This window comes from Ruegeria sp. BE10 (assembly GCF_056538905.1).
In genome coordinates this window covers 20,265-37,389 of the sequence record NZ_JBQFTX010000002.1, presented here as the reverse complement: position 1 = coordinate 37,389, position 17,125 = coordinate 20,265, and the positions used below count along the sequence as shown (strand labels likewise).

16 protein-coding genes are annotated in these 17,125 nt (G+C 56.1%); 5 read left to right on the top strand and 11 right to left on the bottom strand.

The annotated features are described in order from the left end of the window. The first annotated feature begins 71 nt into the window (after positions 1 to 71). Complete coding sequence (locus ACR0M2_RS05530) at positions 72 to 506, top strand: ion channel (RefSeq protein ID WP_170348790.1); 435 nt, start codon at positions 72 to 74, stop codon at positions 504 to 506. Here ACR0M2_RS05530 and cls read toward each other — a convergent pair. The 3 genes from cls to ACR0M2_RS05515 all read right to left on the bottom strand — a co-directional run bounded on the left by cls (position 503) and on the right by ACR0M2_RS05515 (position 4,593). Beyond that, positions 503 to 1,915, bottom strand: a complete 1,413-nt coding sequence (cls, locus tag ACR0M2_RS05525) for a cardiolipin synthase (RefSeq protein WP_480704238.1) — start codon at positions 1,913 to 1,915, stop codon at positions 503 to 505. The genes ACR0M2_RS05530 and cls overlap by 4 nt on opposite strands. A 23-nt stretch (positions 1,916 to 1,938) precedes the next feature. Then, the gene (locus ACR0M2_RS05520; RefSeq protein WP_170375439.1) at positions 1,939 to 2,913 is read right to left on the bottom strand and encodes an HAD family hydrolase; all 975 of its coding nucleotides are present in this window, start codon (positions 2,911 to 2,913) and stop codon (positions 1,939 to 1,941) included. A 69-nt stretch (positions 2,914 to 2,982) separates the two neighbouring features. After that, positions 2,983 to 4,593 (bottom strand): arylsulfatase, encoded by a 1,611-nt coding sequence (locus ACR0M2_RS05515; protein WP_174820415.1) that lies wholly within the window; start codon positions 4,591 to 4,593, stop codon positions 2,983 to 2,985. A gap of 219 nt (positions 4,594 to 4,812) precedes the next feature. Here ACR0M2_RS05515 and ACR0M2_RS05510 point away from each other — a divergent pair, with 219 nt between their 5' ends. After that, on the top strand, positions 4,813 to 5,472 hold the full coding sequence (locus ACR0M2_RS05510; RefSeq protein WP_254429480.1) for a Crp/Fnr family transcriptional regulator: 660 nt from the start codon (positions 4,813 to 4,815) through the stop codon (positions 5,470 to 5,472). A 3-nt stretch (positions 5,473 to 5,475) separates the two neighbouring features. Here the strand turns inward: ACR0M2_RS05510 and ACR0M2_RS05505 are convergent, their stop codons facing one another. The 8 genes from ACR0M2_RS05505 to ACR0M2_RS05470 all read right to left on the bottom strand — a co-directional run bounded on the left by ACR0M2_RS05505 (position 5,476) and on the right by ACR0M2_RS05470 (position 13,918). Further along, positions 5,476 to 6,705 (bottom strand): hypothetical protein, encoded by a 1,230-nt coding sequence (locus ACR0M2_RS05505; protein WP_480704237.1) that lies wholly within the window; start codon positions 6,703 to 6,705, stop codon positions 5,476 to 5,478. After that, positions 6,702 to 8,207 (bottom strand): VWA domain-containing protein, encoded by a 1,506-nt coding sequence (locus tag ACR0M2_RS05500; protein WP_480704236.1) that lies wholly within the window; start codon positions 8,205 to 8,207, stop codon positions 6,702 to 6,704. The genes ACR0M2_RS05505 and ACR0M2_RS05500 overlap by 4 nt, the downstream gene beginning before the upstream one ends. Then, positions 8,204 to 9,187 carry a vWA domain-containing protein gene (locus ACR0M2_RS05495; RefSeq protein WP_480704235.1) on the bottom strand — a complete coding sequence of 328 codons (984 nt, stop codon included), beginning with the start codon at positions 9,185 to 9,187 and terminating at the stop codon, positions 8,204 to 8,206. The genes ACR0M2_RS05500 and ACR0M2_RS05495 overlap by 4 nt, the downstream gene beginning before the upstream one ends. After that, positions 9,184 to 9,660, bottom strand: coding sequence for a DUF4381 domain-containing protein (locus ACR0M2_RS05490; protein ID WP_480704233.1), 477 nt, complete (start codon positions 9,658 to 9,660; stop codon positions 9,184 to 9,186). Before ACR0M2_RS05490 ends, ACR0M2_RS05495 begins: the two co-directional genes overlap by 4 nt. Further along, positions 9,657 to 10,604, bottom strand: a complete 948-nt coding sequence (locus ACR0M2_RS05485) for a DUF58 domain-containing protein (protein ID WP_480704232.1) — start codon at positions 10,602 to 10,604, stop codon at positions 9,657 to 9,659. Before ACR0M2_RS05485 ends, ACR0M2_RS05490 begins: the two co-directional genes overlap by 4 nt. Before the next feature lie 18 nt (positions 10,605 to 10,622). Beyond that, entirely contained in the window at positions 10,623 to 11,600 is a 978-nt protein-coding gene (locus tag ACR0M2_RS05480) for an AAA family ATPase (RefSeq protein ID WP_425080602.1), read from the bottom strand. Positions 11,601 to 11,719: 119 nt separating this feature from the next. Next, a complete protein-coding gene (locus ACR0M2_RS05475; RefSeq protein WP_480636708.1) occupies positions 11,720 to 12,829 on the bottom strand; it encodes an acetoin utilization protein AcuC in 1,110 nt (369 codons plus the stop codon). Between the two features lie 3 nt (positions 12,830 to 12,832). Next, a complete protein-coding gene (locus ACR0M2_RS05470; RefSeq protein ID WP_170348779.1) occupies positions 12,833 to 13,918 on the bottom strand; it encodes an AI-2E family transporter in 1,086 nt (361 codons plus the stop codon). 156 nt (positions 13,919 to 14,074) lie between these two features. On the opposite strand from ACR0M2_RS05470, the gene ACR0M2_RS05465 reads away from it, so the two are divergent. The 3 genes from ACR0M2_RS05465 (at position 14,075) to ACR0M2_RS05455 (ending at position 17,125) form a co-directional block, all read left to right on the top strand. Beyond that, a complete protein-coding gene (locus tag ACR0M2_RS05465; RefSeq protein ID WP_480704231.1) occupies positions 14,075 to 14,941 on the top strand; it encodes a YihY/virulence factor BrkB family protein in 867 nt (288 codons plus the stop codon). Then, positions 14,938 to 16,839, top strand: a complete 1,902-nt coding sequence (locus ACR0M2_RS05460; RefSeq protein WP_480704230.1) for a multiheme c-type cytochrome — start codon at positions 14,938 to 14,940, stop codon at positions 16,837 to 16,839. The genes ACR0M2_RS05465 and ACR0M2_RS05460 overlap by 4 nt, the downstream gene beginning before the upstream one ends. Before the next feature lie 97 nt (positions 16,840 to 16,936). Beyond that, positions 16,937 to 17,125, top strand: a complete 189-nt coding sequence (locus tag ACR0M2_RS05455) for a hypothetical protein (RefSeq protein ID WP_480704229.1) — start codon at positions 16,937 to 16,939, stop codon at positions 17,123 to 17,125.

Below are 17,125 nucleotides of genomic sequence, written 5' to 3'. Positions count from 1 at the left end.
TGTCACAGCCTTGTTCTTTTTTGGTTAAGTCGCCATTGTGTCAGAACTTCTCCGGGCCGGGATACGAGTTTATGACACTAGCGCAGCAGATTGTTTGGGGCAGTATCTATCTGGGGATTTGCTTCCTAATCGAAATCATCCTTTTGACGTGGTGTACGCAGGTCATCCGGCACGCGGTACCCCGGCTTGAGAACACGAAACGGTTTCTTGCCATCGCCGGTCCCATCTGTATCGCGCTAGCATTCATCGTTGCAATTCACACGTTTCAGGTCTGGTTGTGGGCGATCGTCTGGGTGTTGGGGGATGTTCTGCCTGACTGGAATTCGGCCTTGTATTTCTCGTTGGTGACGTTCACCACCCTGGGGTACGGCGACATTGTGTTGGGTGAGCCACTGCGCATATTCGGCGCGTTTGCTTCGGTCACAGGTTTGCTGGCGTTTGGCCTGTCGACGGCATTTATGGTTGCCCTGATGACCCAGGTTTTCAAAGAAGAGCTGATGTCCTAGAGGATGGGTGCGAACAAGCGCGCAAGCGGCGAGCCGAACCGAATATAGCCGGGTTGTTCGGGCAGTTTGCGGGTCAATTCATAACTGTTTTCAAAATCGTCGCGCAGCATTTTGTCCACTGCCTCAGCCGCGCGTTGGTCGAAAAACAGTGCCATGGCTTCGAAATTCAGCCGGAATGATCGGTTGTCCAGATTGGTCGTTCCCACAGCAGCCAGTGTGTCATCGACCACGAATACCTTTTGATGCATGAACCCGTCTGTATACCGAAACACCCGCGCACCGCAGTCGCGGATTTCGTCGAAATATGCGAAGGCAGCCAGCCAGGGCAGGCGGTGGTCAATCACCTCGGGTACAAGGATGCGCACATCGACACCTCGAAGGGCAGCGTGCTGTAAGGCCGTCATGACGTCGATATCAGGCACAAAATAGGGTGAGGCGATCCATATCCTTTCCTTGGCTGCAGTGATGGCCGAGAAAAACATCATCGCACCAGTTTCCGTTTCGTCCCCGGGACCGGTGGCGACCAGCAGGGCATTCATGTCCTGTTCGGATTCTGATCCGGCCCAGTTGAGTTGATCAATCAGATCTTCTTCGTGGGCCCAGTGCCAATCCTCGACAAAAATCAACTGTAATTGACGGACGATATGGCCGGTCATTTTCAGATGTGTGTCGCGCCAATGGCCGAAATTTTTGCTCTGGCCCAGATACTCGACCCCTACATTGTGACCGCCAATAAAGCCCGTTTCACCATCAATGATTACGGTCTTGCGGTGGTTGCGATAGTTCAGCTGAAAGCGATATTGCGGTCCGCGCCGGTCGCGCGGGTTGGCAATCTCGATCCCAGCGGCGCGCAAGGTTTCAAGGTAGGCGGTCGGCAGACCATAACTGCCCACGGAATCGGTCATAAAGCGGACCGAGACACCACGCTCGGCTGCGGCAATCAGTTTGGACTGCAACTGTTTGCCCAGGTCGTCATCGCGGACAATGTAGAACTGGATCAGGATATAACTTTGCGCGGCGTCGATTGCCTCGAAAATGGCATCGAACGTGGCCTTGCCGTCGATCAGCAAATTGGCACCGTTTCCACGCGATACTGGCAGATGCGCCAGAACCTCGAATGGCCGTGCGTTGAACGGCATCGAGCCGGGCTCGGGCATTGAAAAATCTGCAAAGCTTTTGATGCCTTCAACGACGCGTTCGCTGTGTTTTCGCGCAATGCGATACCCGCGAAATCGGTGGTGGCCCAAAAACAAATACATGGGTACGCCGAGCATCGGGGCTGAGATCAGAAACACCACCCAGCCAACCGCGCCCTGCGGTGTTCGGGCGGTCTGCGCCGCCCGTATGGCAAAGACCACAGCCGTCACGTACAGGACGAGGACGGCAGCGGAAACAAGTAATGTCCACATGAGGTTATCGTTCTCTGAGTGCCTTATTCCGACCCAGTGTAGATGCGATTCCAGTCTTGCGCCATATCCACGATGACCCAGCCCATATCGGGGCCTTTGTCCAACCCGTCGACCAGTTTTCCGATCGGGCTTTCACGGTCATAGGCCCATTCTCTTTCAGCGTCGGTGTGATGGATCAGGACGCCCAAACGCGGTCCGTGCCCGGCGGTTGTCCACTCGAGCATGGCAAAGTCCCCGTCCGAATTTCCACCGGCCAGAATGGGGCGCCTGCCAAGGGTGCGTTCGATATTGATCGGCTTGCCTTCCTTGTCGTCTATAAAAGCAATGCCGGGTGCCTTGATGATCGTGGGTTTGCCTTCGGCCGTTTCATAAGTGGTGGCAGTATAGGTGCCCAGTACCTGCTCTGGCGGCACGCCATAGGCGTCCTCGGCAAACACGCGCATGAAATGCAGCCCGCCGCCCGAAACGATGTAAGTGCGGAACCCTTCATCCCTGAGATAGCGTAGCAGTTCCACCATTGGCTGATAAGTCATCTGGTCATAGGGCAGCCCGGTATCGGGGTGACGCGCGGTGTCCAGCCATTTGGTGACCGAGGCCTGAAACTCTTCGACGCTGACCCCGGAATGCGAGGCATTCAGGACTTCGATCAAGGCCTCATGGCCGCCTTCCGCGATGGCCTCCATATCCCCCTTGGCTGCAGCTTCCAGCGTTGGGCTGGTCAGGATCGAAGGATCAGCCGCGGCCATTTCGGCAAGGCGGTCCATGGCGAAGGTCAGTTGGAAATACACCGGCTGTTCCGCCCAAAGCGTCCCGTCATTATCGAACACGGCGATCCGGTCTGCTGGTGTCACGTAATCGGGATTGTCCGGATCGGTGACGGCGTCAACAAAAGCAACAATCTGATCCTTCGACGCAGAGGTTCCCCAACTGGGCAGCGGGTCGGCCAGGGCAATCGACGGGGCCATGAAAACGGCAGCAGCGAGAAGGGCGGTCTTCATGAGAAATTCCTTTTTCTTCAATGTGAAAAGGGCCGCCGTTGAACCGGCGACCCTAAGCTTGCGAGGGGCTTAGTTGTTGGTCGGCGTGACCAGTTTCTCCATCACCTGATCCAGATTAAAGCTTGCCGCTTTCTGGCGTGGCGGGAACTCCTGGAAGGTTTCCAAGAAAGACCCGACATATTGCTGTGCCGGCACCAGGAAATAAGCCCGGTCCAACAGCCAGTCATAGTAGGTGTTGGAGGTCCGATACGCGCGCTCATACGGATCACGACGCAGGTTCACGATCAGAGGAATACGCAGTTCGGTCCAGGGCTCGATCCAGGCGCGCAGGGTGGCCCATGCCTTCTGCTCTAGGAAGATCAGCTTCCAATCGTCAAAACGCAGCGCGGTCAGGTCACCGTCATCCGAGAAATAGAAAATTTCACGTCGGGGGCTTTCCGTGGCCTCACCAGTCAGCAAAGGCAGGATGTTGTAGCCGTCCAGATGCACCTTGTAATCTCGGCCCATGCCGGAGGAGCTATAGCCAGCCTTCAGCTTTTCCTTGATCTCTGGATCACCAGCGACGGCCAGATAGGTCGGCAGCCAGTCCATGTGATGCACGATCTCATTGGTGACCGAACCAGCTTCGATCTGGCCGGGCCAGCGCACCATCGATGGAACGCGCCATCCGCCTTCCCAGTTGGTGTTCTTTTCGCCCCAGAACGGTGTCATGGCAGCATCCGGCCATGTGTTCATGTGCGGTCCGTTGTCGGTGGAATAGTGGACGATCGTGTTGTCTGCGATTCCAAGCTCATCCAGCAGGTCCAGCAACTGCCCTACATGCATGTCATGTTCAATCATGCCCGCAGTGTATTCGTCTGCAACGCCACCAATGATATCGTTCGCTTGCGCGCGCATCTCATCCTTGACGTGGGTGCGGAAATGCATCCGAGTGCCGTTCCACCAGACATAGAAGGGCTGGCCTTGCTCATGGGCTCGCTTGATGAAGTCAATTGCAGCGGCAACGGTCTCTTCGTCTACCGTCTCCATGCGCTTGCGGGTCAGGGGGCCGGTGTCTTCTATGGTGCCGTCCGCCTTGGATTTGATTACACCGCGCGGGCCATACGCTTCGCGGAAGGTGCGCCCATCGGCCAGAACCGCGTCGCCGGGATAGTCTTCATTTTCCGGTTCTTCCTCGGCATTCAGGTGATACAGGTTTCCGAAAAATTCATCAAATCCGTGATTTGTCGGAAGATGCTCATCCTTGTCACCCAGGTGGTTTTTACCAAATTGACCAGTGGCATAGCCGTGGTCCTTCAACAAGCCCGCGATGGTTGGATCTTCGACCTGCATACCCAGATCGGCACCCGGCAATCCAACCTTGGACAACCCGGTCCGGAATACTGATTGCCCCATGATATAGGATGACCGGCCCGCGGTGCAGGATTGCTCGCCATAATAGTCGGTGAAGATCATCCCTTCCTTGGCGACGCGATCGATATTGGGCGTCTGATACCCCATTAAACCCATCGTATAGGCCGAAATATTGGACTGTCCAATATCGTCCCCCCAGATGACCAGGATGTTGGGTTTCTGTTCCTGCGCCCAGGCGGGAATTGCCAACGCAACGGCGAATGTAGCCACAGCAACCCGGCGCAAGCCTCTGCGCCAACTGTATGCAATCGAACGTGGTGGTGACATGATGTACTCCTGATTTGAAAGGGTCGAAAAAACCCGGAGGTGAAAATTAGTTGGAGGCTGGCTGTTTCAGCCAATAAGCTGCCAAGAAATGGTCGATTTCTGAACGGCGTTACATCACCCGTAGGGGAATCGAGCGTGCTCAGGTTAGGCGATCAATGAGATTGAAAACTCATCATATGATGATATTGAAAAATTCTAATGTTTGACAAAGCGAATAATATGAAACTCTTGCAGGGCGGAGGCTGGTTCAGCAAACGTTCCGCCGCATTTCAGCGTGATTTGTTGGAGTGCGGGGTCCCGAAAACCTATGAAGCCTGGGAAACGCTGTATCACCATGGCGATCCGTCCAACGGGGTCTTTGCTGTCCTCAGCGGTGGCGTGCAGATCACCGCTCCGGCGGATGACGGGCAGGAATTCGTTCTGCATCGCGAAGGCGCGGGGTTTTGGGTCGGGGATCTGGCGTTGTTTGCGGATGAACCGCGTCTGATTAGTGTCGTAACGACGCAAGAGACGCACGCGTTGTACTTCCCAAATGGTCGCGTGACCAAGTTGGTTCAGTCCAAGCCTGACTACGTTCGGGACTTTTACGCGCTGACCCACGAGAATATGCAGACCGCCCTTCGGATCATGGCAAACCTGGCGGTCACGGGCAGCGAAAAGAGGTTAGTTCTCAGGCTGCTGCATCTGGATGAAGGCACCTCGAAATGTGATGGATGGATCGTCGTGTCACAGGAAGAATTGGCCGAGATGATCGCTGTGTCACAACCTACTTTGCATCGCAGCCTACACCGCCTTGCTGATTTGGACTTGATTGAACTCGGCTATGGACGGGTGCGGTTGAAGAACAGACAGGCGCTGATCGCGAACTGCCAGACCTAAGCGTTAAGGATTCAGCGGTGGAAGCGGTTGAGCCTGCGATTGTGGGGTTTCTGCAAGTTCCTTCATGGCCGAAATTGCAGCGGACCAATCCGGTGTTTTCTGATTGATATCAGATGCATACCGCGCACATCCAATCCTTGCCAACTGTGCCTCAAGTTCCCGATACCCCTGTGGATCACTGCTGCGGGTTTTCCAGGTTTCCAGCGCTGAATAAGCTGCGGACAGATCATGGGCCTTTAGCGCGCTTTTCAATTCCGCCAGAGCAAGTGCAGGCGATGCGCGATATGCTTGGTGCCGCGCGTCTTTCCAAGTGCGAAAGCGCGGTGTGCCCCAACGCAAAGACGCCCAAAAAACAATTGCCGCCAATCCCAACCAAAGCGCATATTCAACCATCCTGTCCGTCGTCAGAAGGTTCGACCTGGGCGCGGTGAGCGTCAGATCCACACCCGGTACTTCAACTGTCTCGACCGCGTTAGTTGACAGATTGAACCACTGAATAGACACGGGCGCCAGCTGCGCTTGGCCGCCATCTTGGGCAAGGTACACTACCTCGTCGACCCGTTGGCCGGACAGAATACCTCGATCCTCGGTTTCAGTTAAGCGTGGTTCCTTGGGGTAAGGGCGCAGCAGAGGTTCTTGATATTCAGGAATAAGTTTCGGAATAAGGATCGGGCTGGTGCCGGTGATACGTGCTGTTAACCGCCGTGTAATTGCATCTCCGGCCTGCATCTCAGTCACGCCTTCAACCTCTTGCTCCAATTCAAAACCCGTCGCGATGATCAGAGGGTTCAGATTGGCTGCACCGTCTGGGACAACAGCATTGATTGCGATCGGTGAAAGCGGGACCGAGACTTGTATTGGAGCATTCGTTTCAGGGTCGGCAAACGTCACCTTCATGTCGGTGACGCCAAGGCTGATTTGCCCGGCAAGCAGAGGGTAAATGCGATAGCTGCGCTGAACCCCGGACCATGTTTCACCGTTCACGGGCTCACTGACGGGACCTGATGCGCGTTCAGGAAGCCGGACCAACAGGTTTTCCTGTTCCAATGACGGGAAGACGGGAGGAGACGGCATGAACGTAGGAACCAGTACCTTGATGCGCACGATCGCCGGTTGCCCCACGATCACGTCTTCGGTCGGCGTCTCCACCGTCACTTGAGGTTGGATTGCAGTTGTTCCTTGCGAAAGCACTGCGCTGGGGAACAAAAGCAGCAGGAGGAGAAGGCGCTTCATTGCGTTCGCTCCTGATTTTCCAACAAGAACCGATTGCGCAGAAAGTCCTGCATGTCTGTGTCGATGGCGCTGATCCATTGATCCGCGGAAAGGGGCTGGCTGCCGTCGGTTTGGGCTTGAATGGTTGTGTTTTCGCCCCGACCTGCGTCGTTGTCGAATACGGTGTCATCCGCGCCGATACCTGCCTCTTCACCGGTATCAGATTGTTCGCGAGTGGTTTCAACATAGTCCAAAATGGCCGTGGCAACTTCAAGATTATGTTGCGCATCCGGCCAGTTAGGGCGACGCTCTAACGCAGTTTCAAAGGCCGAAATAGCTGGTCTGTATTCCCGGTTTCGGATGCGTGCCATTCCCTCGGCGAAGGCTGCTTCAGGCGTTTTAAGTTCCGCAAAGATCGCCGCGGCCTCGGGGTATTGGCCTGTTTTTAGACGAGCGTAACCTTCGTGATATGGGTCTTCGAACAACTCTGCCGCATCAGCAAAGCGCTTTTGGTTCATGGCGATCTGGCCCTGTTGGTCGGGCGTCAGGAACCAATCGCGCCATCCGTCGGCATTGGCCGGGCCAGACGGTTGAACAAGGAATAGCCCCAGCATGGCCCACCGGATAACCCAACCCCGCCTGAACCAAAGAAGGGACAACAGCGCAGCTGGCCAGGCCAGAATCCACCCTCGGTCTTGCCAATCAAGCCGGTCCTCGTCATCCAGAGCATCGACATAAGCTGTCTGGATTTGCCTCAGCAGTCGCGTGACATCCCGGTCATCAGTTGAAAACGGGACCATTTCGGCGTTTTTCAGGGTGTTGAGCTGAACGATTTCCTGGCTGTCAGGCAGCATAGTCAGAAAAAACATCTGCGATGACGCGGTTTCGAATTCTGGAATCTGCGAGGGGTCTAGATCATCCAGAACAAACAGCACTGCGCCTGGTGTCTGACTTTCATCCAAGATGCTTTGCGCCAGTACTAAAGCGTCTCCTGCGGCATCTCCGGACTTTGGCATCACGGCAGGGGTCAGGCCCTCCAGCAATGGACGCAAGATGTTCGCATCCTCGGTCAGCGGTGCAACTCGGTGAGATGAGCCTGCATAGGCAATCAAAGCGGTCTGTGCGCCAGACCGTGCGTCGATGATATCGGTGATCTTAAATTTCGCCCGTTGCAGGCGCGACGGGGTCAGATCGGTCTCTTCCATGCTGTCGGTAACTTTCAAGGCGATCACCAGGGGGGCCGTATCCGCGATCAGAGGGTTGGGCGCCCGCGTCCAGGTCGGACCAGCAGCGGCCAGCGTGAGTAGAACGGCGACGGTCATGGCAACGTCGATCGGATAGATCCGGCGGTTTGCTTCGGCACCTAACAAAAGTGCTTTAGCCAAATGAGGAGCTATACCAGCAGGCAGGTCAGATAGCCCCTTGTGTTTCGGGCGGATCGCCCACCACAGCACTGCGATTGGGATTAGGAATAGAAGGTAAATTACTCTGATAAAATGAAATTCAGTCACAGCGTCGATCATGTCGCTCTCCTGTGACGTGGTGCGAAATGAAAGCCGGTCGAACTGCAAAGAAAAACGATCAGCGCCATCAGCAACGGGTAATGCGTCAGGCTTTCGCGTGGGCGGTAGCTTTGGGTTTCGACAATTCTGGGGTTCTGCTCATCAATTCTCTGGTATGTGTCGCTCAGCGCGGCCTGATCGTTGGCAAAGAAATACTGGCCACCAGTACGATCCGCGATGGCTTGCAGCGCGTCCAGATCCACACGGTCTTCGCCAGTGGCGTCAGGATCACCAACGCCGATGGTATAAATGACCACACCATTATCCGCAGCGATGGCTGCAGCGTTGGCGGGCGTCATGCGGCTGGACGTATCCGCGCCGTCGCTGAGTACAATCATCAAACGCTGATCTACCTCGCTTGAGTCAAAGATACGTATTCCAAGCCCGATCGCATCACCCAAAGCCGTATTCGGACCCGCCATGCCGACTTGAGTTTGATCCAGGAACCCATTCAAACTATTAAGATCTTCGGTAAATGGTGCCTGTACGAAGGCGCGGGTACCAAAGATAATAAGCGCCATCCGGTCTCCCTGACGCTCGGCAATAAATGCGCGCAACACGTCTTTGACAGCAGCAAGGCGCTGCTTGGGCGCCCCATCTGTGGATTGGAAATCGCGCTGATCCATCGACCCTGAGATGTCGAGAGCCAACACAACGTCCCGCGCAGATTTTTCGACGACAATAGGATCAGCCAGCTTTTCAGGACGAGCAAGGGCTGTAACAAGCAGCAGCCAGATCAAGGTGGTCACGAATGCTTGCAGCATTGACCGCTGTGAGATCATTGACCCCGATTGCGGATCAGCCCCTGCAGCCTCGGCGACATGGCGAAAAAACGGGATGCGAATTGCGCTGGTCTGTTCGCGATGCGGTGGAACAAACCAATAGACCAACAGCGGCAAGGGCAACATCAGAAAAACCCAGGGCGCGGCGAATGAAATCATCTGCGCCCTCCTTCAGGTTTGTGGCTTTGTATCCATACCCGTGCCATATGTGACAGTTCCGGGCTTGATGGGCTTAATCTGTAGGGCCCTTCGAGTAGTAGGCGAGATGCCGAAGAGGAAACCGGCATTTTTTCAGCAGTTTGCTGTAGAAAGTTTAGCCACTCTTGCCCATGCAAACTGGCAACCTTCGCGCGTGGATATGCAACAAGTGCCGTACGGCGTAAAATCTCTGCGACTTTTGCGGGGTCATCGTTCGCGGCTTGTAGATCGGCAAGTGCGGCGCGTCGGTATGCGTTGGATCGCTGATGTCCACGAAACAAATGAAGTCCCACAACAATGACTGCCACTACAACGACTGCAAGAGCCAGCCAACCCCAGGTCTGCGGTGTCATTGGAATTGGTTCGGGCACGGGCGCGGGCACCAGCATGTCGAGAAGCTCGACCAGGGATTTGCCGTCCACCTCGACGCTCATGCCCGTCCTCCGGGATGGCCGAACAATTTCAGCAATTGATCAAGGGCCGGTTCGGACGTTGTCAGCGGGACAATCGGGAAGCCATAGCGCCGTGACCAGAGTTGCAATTGCGCCAACCTATTATCCATTGCAGCCTTGATACGGCTGGACAGGTCCGGGTCGGAACTGTCGAGCTCGATTTGTTTCGTCCCATCCGAAACCGTCATCTTCAAGCCTGCGGTCAGTTGATGCGCACTAGGGTCGGAAATATTGAACAGAATAAGGTCGTTGGATTGCGCTAAGCGGCTCAGCAGGCGTTCTGATGCCCTGTCCAGACCATCGAAATCCGAAAACACACAGATCAACGCGTTGGTATGTGCAATACCGACTGCCTGTCTCAGCACGTCATTCAGCGCGATGGTCGGTTTGGGACGCAAGGACGCGTTCAAATCGCCATTCAACGCAGCGACCGACGATAAGAACCGCGTTAAGGCAGCGGGGCGGCGTTGCGGGCGGTGTTCGGCCAGATCAGTGTCGCCAAAGACGATGCCGCCGACACGGTCACCTTGCGACAGGACGCGATGGGCCGCAATCGCGGCGGCCTCGGCGGCGATGACTGATTTCATATACACTTCGGTACCGAAAAACATCGAAACGCGTTGATCGACCAACAGCAGGGCAGGGCGATCCCGTTCTTCGGTATAGACCCTAACATGAGGTTTTCCGGTGCGCGCCGTCACTTTCCAATCGATAGTCCGTATGTCATCGCCAGGGAGATAGCCGCGCAGTTCTTCGAAATTCAGACCGCGCCCTCGCAGCCGTGACGCATGGCGGCCATTCAGGATTGAGCGCGCAGGTTGTCTCGGCAAAAGGCTGAACGCGCGCGACTTCGCGCCAATCCGCAACAGGTGTTGGGCATCCACATGAATGCGTGGGTCATTAGGATATGTGGCGGTCTGGGCCACGAACTTCTCTCCGATCAATCAGGGCAGCGCCACTAGGCGCAGGATTTCCATTATCACGTCATCCGGTGTTTTGGCGCTTCCTTGCGCTTCAAAGCTAAGCGTGATGCGGTGCCGGAACACGTCGTGGGCAACGGCGCGAATATCCGCGGGGTCCACATAATCGCGTTCATTCATCCAGGCATGCGCGCGTCCGCACTTGTCCAGCGCAAGCGAGGCGCGCGGACTGGCGCCAATTTCAATCCAACTGGCCAACTCATCGCTGAACTTCTCGGGTGTGCGGGTCGCCTGCACCAAATCAGCCATGTATCGATCCATTGCGTCGGAGACATGAATCTGCCCAATCTCAAGCCGTGCCTGAAAAACGGCGTCTTGCGGGATCGGGGTTCGGGTCTTTCTGAAAACGCCGGTCCCGGCGGCGACCTCTTCACCACGCACCAGCCGTATAACCTCAACCTCGTCTTCGACCGGGGGGTAGGTGATCTGAACGTGCATCAGGAACCGATCCATCTGCGCTTCGGGCAGGGGATAAGTGCCCTCTTGCTCAATCGGGTTTTGCGTAGCCATCACGATGAACAAAGGCTCCATTTTGTGTGTGGTGCCTGAAACGGTGACTTGCCGTTCCTCCATCGCCTCCAACAGCGCGGCTTGGACTTTGGCAGGCGCGCGGTTGATTTCATCGGCCAGCACGATGTTGGCAAAGATCGGGCCAGGATCGAACCGGAACGTGCCGCCGTCACTGGTTTGTTGGAATACTTCGGTGCCGGTTACGTCGGATGGCAGCAGATCTGGTGTGAATTGTATCCGGCTGAAATCTGCATCAAGATTGCGCGCCATGGCTTTGACAGCACGAGTTTTTGCCAGACCCGGCAGACCTTCGATCAATAGGTTTCCGTTCGCCAGCAATCCAATTAGCAGCCGGTCAATTACCTCGACTTGCCCGATAATTGACTTGCCCATGCGAGCTTTGAGATCATTTATCTGATTAAGTGCATTCATTTATTTGGTCCAATCGTGGCCAGATGTCAGAAAAAGACATATCAGGGCTGCGCCGAAGCGGAATGGTCAGGAATATTTAATAATGATCGAAGGTTAGCAGCGTTATCGCCACCAATCCACTATGAAATCCGGGCCGCTAATTGTTGCAGGTCGTTTTGCAATTCGGGGCGAATATCGCCGTGGTTCGGCGTGTCGCACAAGGTTTCGAACCAGTGTCGCGGAGGGCGTTTGCCAGCCGCGCGGCTCCAGGTCAGGTCACCCAGCACCGATCGCGCTGTGGCATTCAGTGTCTCGGGTATGTCGATCTTGTTCAGGGTCGCCCAAACGCCGCTCCACAGCCGTGCGACGGACCAGGGGTTATATCCGCCACCGCCCAGGACCAACAGTCGGGGCGCCATATCGCGCAGGTTGGCAACGGTGCGCCAGTGGGCGTTGTTTGACAACGTCAGACGCGACAGCGGGTCCTCGGTCACGGCATCCGCGCCGCATTGCATTACGATGGCCTGTGGTCGAAATGATGCGGTCGCGGGTAGGATAAGTTGATCAATAATGGCATCGAATTCGTCATCATTGAGGTTTCGCCCAACCGGAAGGTTGAACGCGGCCCCACCTGCGTTGTCGGTCAAAGTTCCGCTGAACGGCCAACGCCGCGCTTCGTGAACCGAGATCATGCGAACCTTAGTTGAACCGCGAAAGGCGACCTCGACCCCGTCGCAATGATGCGCATCGATATCAACATAGACGATCCGGTCGAGGCCGTTCTTCAGCAAGGTCAGGATCGCCAAAACCGGGTCGTTCAGATAACAAAACCCGTTGGCGCGGTTCGGCAGGCCGTGATGCGTGCCACCGGCCGGGCTGTAGACGATGCCTCCATCACGGACCAGCTCTGCCCCCAACATTGATCCACCAGCGGCGGTGGCGGGACGTCTGTACATCTCGGTGAATACTGGGTTCGACAATGTGCCCAGCGCGTATTTCGCCCGCGTTTCATCCGATACGGCCTGATCACGCTCAGCCTGTTGCAACGCTTCGATATAATCAGGTGTATGAAATGCGTGAAGTGCAGCAGGTTTTGCGCACGGGCTGACGCGATAGTTCGAACTCGTCAACCACCCCAGCGCCCGGCACAGATCCATGACGGTAGACACGCGCGGAATGGCCAGAGGGTGTTTTGAACCATAGGTCGAGCTGCGATAGATCTCGGATCCGATGAACAGGGGCGCAGGCATCGTCTAGCTAGCGACACCATGGCGGATGTCTTCCCCCAGCCTTCCGTCCAGAGACATCAGGATCGCAATCGGACGCAGGGCTGGAATATGGCTAAAGACGATCAGGATGCAAACGGTGAGCGGCACGCTGAGGAACGCCCCGATCAAACCCCAGATCGTGGTCCAGAACATCAGCGCCAGAATGACCAGAAAGGTGGACATGTTCAGCGAACGTCCCAGCAGCGCGGGGTCCAGAAAGTTGCCGATCAGGAATTGAAGCGTGCCGCAGCCCAAGATGATCATCAGGAATGGTCCGATGCTTTCAAACTGCACTAACGCGATCAGGGATGGGAAGATCACCGCGATGATCGAGCCGATGGACGGGATGAAGTTCAGCGCGAAGGTCAAGACGGCCCAGGTCTCGGCGAATTCCAGTCCAAGTATCTTGAAGACTGAGTAGCTGATGCTTGCTGTGATCAGGCTGATCAGTGTTTTCACCCCGACATAGCGTTGCAGGCTGAACGAGATCGCATCCAGAATGGCAGCGAATTCGATACCCGTTTTGGGATCGCCCGCGGCCAGTTGAATCTTTTTGCGAAAGGCCAATCGTTCGGCCATCAAGAAGGCGACATATAGGCTGATCAGGAAAAACTGGTTCAGCAGGGATGTAGCGCTGCCCAACAGAACGCGCGCGATATAAGACATGTCGATGTTGATCAGGTTGTCGCGGATAAATGTGGTCACGTCATTGCCAACCCAACCGGTGACACGGTTGACCGTCTCGTCGAACTGGTTTTCGTAAGTGCCGATCGTGCGGGCGAATTGGGTGGCCTGACTGCCCAAAATATACATGATCACGAACAACCCGGCCAAAACGACGGTGACACCGGCCACATTGGCCAACCACACCGGCATGCGGGTCAGGGCGATGATCCGGTCGCTCAGTGCGATGATCAGGACATTGACCAGCAAGGCCATTGTCAGCGGGATCAGAAACGCGGAACCAGCGTATAGCCCCAGCACCAGCAGCGTTGCCACAATCGACACGTCGCGCACAACGGAAAGCTTCAGCTTTGTCGGTGTTGTGGTTTCGTCATTGTCCAGTGTCATAGCTTGGCCTGTATCGGGAACTGTCCTTGGCGCGTATAGCGATCCTGCACAGCAGAGCCGGATTATGCAATGCGTCCAAACCTTTGTCTGAGATTATTTGGGTAGTTCGCGGGATTGCCGGTTCTTTGGGTGCCACAGGCAGGTTAGGCTTTGGGAATGAACGCGCGTGTGATTCCTTATTTGAGCCGACCGGTTAGGGCACTTTGGGTGGCTATTGTCCGCTTTGACGCCAAGAACGGCTTCGTCATGAGCAGCCATGTCGCCATGTCTCTAATGTTGGCGCTTTTTCCGTTTGCCCTGTTTACCGTGGCTTTGGCAGGTTCACTGTCACAGGATTACGTCACCGACGAATTGATCGAGCTGATTTTTGGTGCCTGGCCAAAAGATGTGGCCGGGCCGATTGTGGCTGAACTGCGCTCGGTCCTGACGGAATCTGGTTCAGGGGTAATCACTTTGGGCGGTTTGCTGGCGGTGTTTTTTGCCTCAAACGGGGTATTGGCCGTGCGCAAGGCCATGAATCAGGCCTATCACGACCACGACAGCTGGCCGTTTTGGAAAACGCGGCTGTTGTGTCTGGGGCTGGTGATTGTTGGTGGTCTTACATTCATGATCATAGCGGCGGTCGAAGTGGTTCTACCAGTCTATACGCAGTTGGTGTCCGAGAAGACGGATGTGAACGTGTCCGATTGGTTGTCGGTGGATCGTCTGCGCTGGACTTTCACGGTAGCCGTTCCCGCAGGTGTTGTTGTCCTGGCACATCTGGTCTTGCCAACGGGACGGCACAAGCTGCGCCAGATTCTGCCGGGCGTTGTGCTGACGCTTGCCCTTTGGGCTGCGGGAGGTTGGGGGTTTTCGGTTTATATCGCGCAGTTCGCCTCGTACAGCGCCACCTACGCAGGTCTGGCCGGGGCGATGGCCGCGCTGATCTTTCTGTATCTGTGTGCCGCGATGCTGATCCTGGGCGCCGAATACAACGGTGCGTTGATGGATATGCAGGATGAACTGGGCGGGCAGGCGGCGTGAGAACAGCAATTTTTCTTTTCGGGCTGCTGGCACCGTTATTCGCATTTGCTCAATCGCCCGAGTATGTCGGCTCGGACCAATGTATCGCGTGCCACAAGGCTGAGGCCGAGGCCTGGTCTGCATCCCATCACGCTTTGGCCTGGACAAAATTAGAAGATGGGCACGTCGCGGCTGATTTTGATGATACGCGGTTTGATCATGTTGGCATGTCGACAGAGTTCAGTCAGACAGGCGATACGTTGCAGGCCCGCGTGACCGAAAAGGATGGCACTACAACCCTCTACGATCTGCATTCGGTGGTCGGTATTGAACCGTTGCAGCAATACCTGTTCGAAACCGAGTCCGGTCGTTTGCAGAGTTTCGATGTGGTTTGGGATACGGACGAACAACGCTGGTATCACCTCTACCCCGATCAGGATCTTCCGCCGGATGATGGGTTGCACTGGACCGGACCATATAAAAATTGGAATGCCCGGTGCGCCGAATGCCACGCGACAGGGTTTGAAAAGAATTACGATGGGCAGACCCGCAATTACAGCTCAGTTCAGGCTGAGATTGGGGTCGGGTGCGAGGCCTGCCATGGCCCATCCTCGGCCCATATCGACTGGACGCAAGGAAAAAACATCAGCGCTGATCTGAGCGCGTTTGGGTTCACCATGGATTGGGGAAAAGGCCAGACTGAGGCGGAAATCCAGCAATGCGCCGGTTGCCATTCCCGGCGTGAAGCACACGGCGATGGAATCCCGGTGCCGGGAACGCCCTATCATGACGCTTATAACCTGTCGGTGCTACGCCCAGGCCTCTATCACCCTGACGGCCAGATTTTGGACGAGGTCTATGTCTACGGTTCATTCCTGCAGTCCAAGATGTATGCACAGGGTGTCGGTTGTATGAATTGCCACGACCCGCACAGCGCCGAGCTGAAGGCCGAGGGAAATGGCGTGTGTACGCAGTGCCATTCCCCGGCGGGAAATCCAGTTTTCCCGACCCTGACGGCCAATGATTACGATACACCGGCGCATCATCATCACCCGGACGACAGCGCAGGCGCCCAGTGCGTATCCTGTCATATGATCGAGCGGGTATATATGGGTGTCGATTGGCGACGCGATCACAGCTTTCGCATCCCGCGCCCTGATCTGGGGTTGGGGCAGGACGCCTGCACCGATTGTCACCAATCCGAGAATCAAGCCTGGGCCGCGGGACAAATCCAAGGGTGGTTTCCTGACTCCACCCAACGTACTGAACATTTCGGGACGACGTTTCAGGTGGCTCTGACCGGGCAGGCTGACGGGCCAGAAGCTTTGCTGGAAATAGCGACTGACCCGAACATGGCTGGCATCGTGCGCGCCACGGCGGCGTATCTGCTGCAGCCCTTCGCCTCGCCCGAGGTTGCGGCAAAAACGGCACCATTGCTGTCGGACACTAACCCCTTAGTGCGCGCCAACGCAGCACCGTTGCAACGTGAGGCAGCGCTGCCGGAGCGGGTGGGGCGGCTGGAGCCGTTGCTTTCTGATCCGATGCGCAATGTGCGTATTTCGGCAGCCAAAGAGTTCCTGAACATCCCAGCTCAGGCGCTGACGCCAGATCAGCAAACACAAGTGGCGCAGAGCATGGCCGAATGGCAGGGTGCAATTGGGAACCGGCTGGATTTCCCTGAAACCCATCTTGTATTGGGTGGAATGGCGTTGACGTTCCGCAACGCACCTGCGGCTGAGCTAGCCTTTCGCGAAGTTGTCACCCTGGACCCACAGCGCGCCGAGGCCTGGCCGATGTTGGTGCAGTTGGCGCAGATTAATCGTGGGCCACAGGCCGCGCGCACCGTACTGCAAGAGGGGCTAGACATACTGCCCGAAGATCCGGCATTGCTGCAGCTCAAGGCTCAGCTGACCCCGTAAACCGGCATGGCGTGGCCCGGATTTTGCCACGTTCCCGACTAATTATTGGGTTAACCATGGGTCAAGGTAGAAACGCCGCCAGACCCCGAGGTGACCCATGTCTGACAAACCGGTTCACACATCGCAGCTGCAAAATCCTTTGTCCCTGGGCCAGAGGATCGCTGATCTGCAGGCCAGAAAACCAGAATATATCAACCATGGCGAAGCCCTGCTGTTGCAAGGTACAGCTGCCGCGTCGCTGCGCGAGCAGTTCCTGACCGGCGATCGAAGCTGGCTTGATGACTAA